Raw genomic sequence first — 1,874 nt, 5'->3', positions numbered from 1 at the left:
AGTGATCGGGCTGGACATCGGCAGCGCTCCGGCAGACTTTCCCGGCCTGTTCATGACCCTGGACGTGCGCGACGAAGCGCAGGTGCAGCAGGTCATGCAAGAAGTCATCAGCCGCTTCGGGCGCATCGACGTACTGGTCAACGCCGCCGGCGTCGCCGACCAGGGCAGCGTGACCCAGACCACCACTGCCAACTGGCAACGGGTGATGGACATCAACCTCACCGGCAGCATGCTCACCAGCAAGTACGCGCTGGCGTCGATGGTTGAGCAGCGCGGCGGTTCGATCATCAACGTCGGTTCGATCTTCGGTCTGCAAGGCTGCGACGGCAATGTCGCCTACAACGTGTCCAAGGGCGGCATTAACCAGCTGACCCGCTCGATGGCGATCGACTACGGCCACGCCAATGTGCGCGTCAACGGTCTGTGCCCGGGCCTGATCGAAACGCCGATGACCAGCATGGTCCGTGACAATGACGCGTTCCACGCCTTCTTCGCCTCGCAGCACATGCTCAGCCGCTCCGGGCAGCCGGAGGAAGTGGCCAACGTCGCGCTGTTCCTGGCCTCGGACGAAGCGTCCTTTGTCAGCGGCCAGATGATCGCCGTGGACGGTGGTTTCTCCGCCGGTCGCCGCTTCGCCCCGCCCGCCCAGTAATTCGCAATCCGGCCGGGCGCCCTGCCCGGCCTACTCCCTTTTTCGCAACTGTCTTCTAACCGGGGAGGCCCCATGCCGCCTGTCGCCACCGCACTGACCATCGCTCAACTGTTCGCCAACGCTGCCCAGGCCTACGGCGACCGCCCGGCCATCGAGGACGCGGGCCACAGCATCAGCTACCGACAACTCGACCAGTTGCGCCGCCAGGCTGCCCGCGCACTGCTGGCCCTCGACGTACAGGTCGGGGACCGCGTGGCGATCTGGGCACCCAACGTGTGGGAATGGATCGTCGCCGCCGGCGCCCTGCAAAGCGTCGGTGCCGCCCTGGTGCCGCTCAATACCCGGATGAAGGGCAGCGAGGCCGGCTACATCCTGCGCGAAAGCGGCACCTGCGTGCTGTTTGCCATTGGCGAATTCCTCGGCGCGGACTACCCCGGCATGCTGGCGTCGGAAGACCTGCCTGAGCTGCGCCACATCGTCAGCCTGCGCGGCGCCAATGCGGGCACCCTGGCTTGGGAGCGGTTTATGGACCTGGGGGCCGACGTGCCACACCTGGCCTTGCGCACCCGCGAACAGAGCGTTGGCCCGCAGGCCTTGTCCGACGTGCTGTTTACCTCGGGCACCACCGGCAAACCCAAAGGCGTGATGACCAGCCACGGCCAGAACCTGCGAATCGTGCGCGACTGGAGCGATATCGTCGGTTTGCGCGAGAGCGATCGCTACCTGATCGTCAATCCGTTCTTCCACTCCTTCGGCTACAAGGCCGGCTGGCTGGCCGCATTGATGCGTGGTTGCACCCTGCTACCGCAGCAGGTGTTCGACGTGCAGGCCGTGCTCGAATGCGTGCAGCGCGAGCGAATCAGCGTGTTGCCCGGGCCACCGACGCTGTACCAATCGTTGCTGGCCCATCCGCAACGCAACGCATTCGACCTGAGCTCCTTGCGCGTGGCGGTGACCGGGGCAGCGGCAATCCCCGTGGAGATGATCCACCGCATGCGCGACGAACTCGGCTTCGCCACCATCGTCACCGCGTATGGCCTGACGGAGGTCTGCGGTTTCGCCACGATCTGCCGCTCCGGTGATTCTGCGGAGACGGTCGCCAATACCAGTGGCCGGGCGATGCCGGGGGTGCAAGTGCGCTGTGTCGGCGACAACGGTCGCAGCCAGCCGGCGAACATTCCCGGTGAAGTGCAGATTCGCGGCTACAACCTGATGCAGGGCT

Annotated in this window: 2 protein-coding genes; both read left to right on the top strand. The window is 65.7% G+C overall.

Features of this window, described 5'->3' with window-relative positions:
- Positions 1–652, top strand: a 652-nt coding sequence (locus tag ACXRVY_RS26735) for an SDR family NAD(P)-dependent oxidoreductase (RefSeq protein ID WP_458238699.1), incomplete at its 5' end; no start/stop codon positions are given.
- 72 nt (positions 653–724) lie between these two features.
- On the top strand, positions 725–1,874 hold a 1,150-nt coding region (locus ACXRVY_RS26730; RefSeq protein WP_458238698.1), incomplete at its 3' end, for an AMP-binding protein.

The organism is Pseudomonas sp. P5_A2_2, assembly GCF_054177685.1.
Note: the sequence above shows the minus strand (reverse complement) of the source record. Positions and strands in the feature narration are given on the sequence as shown.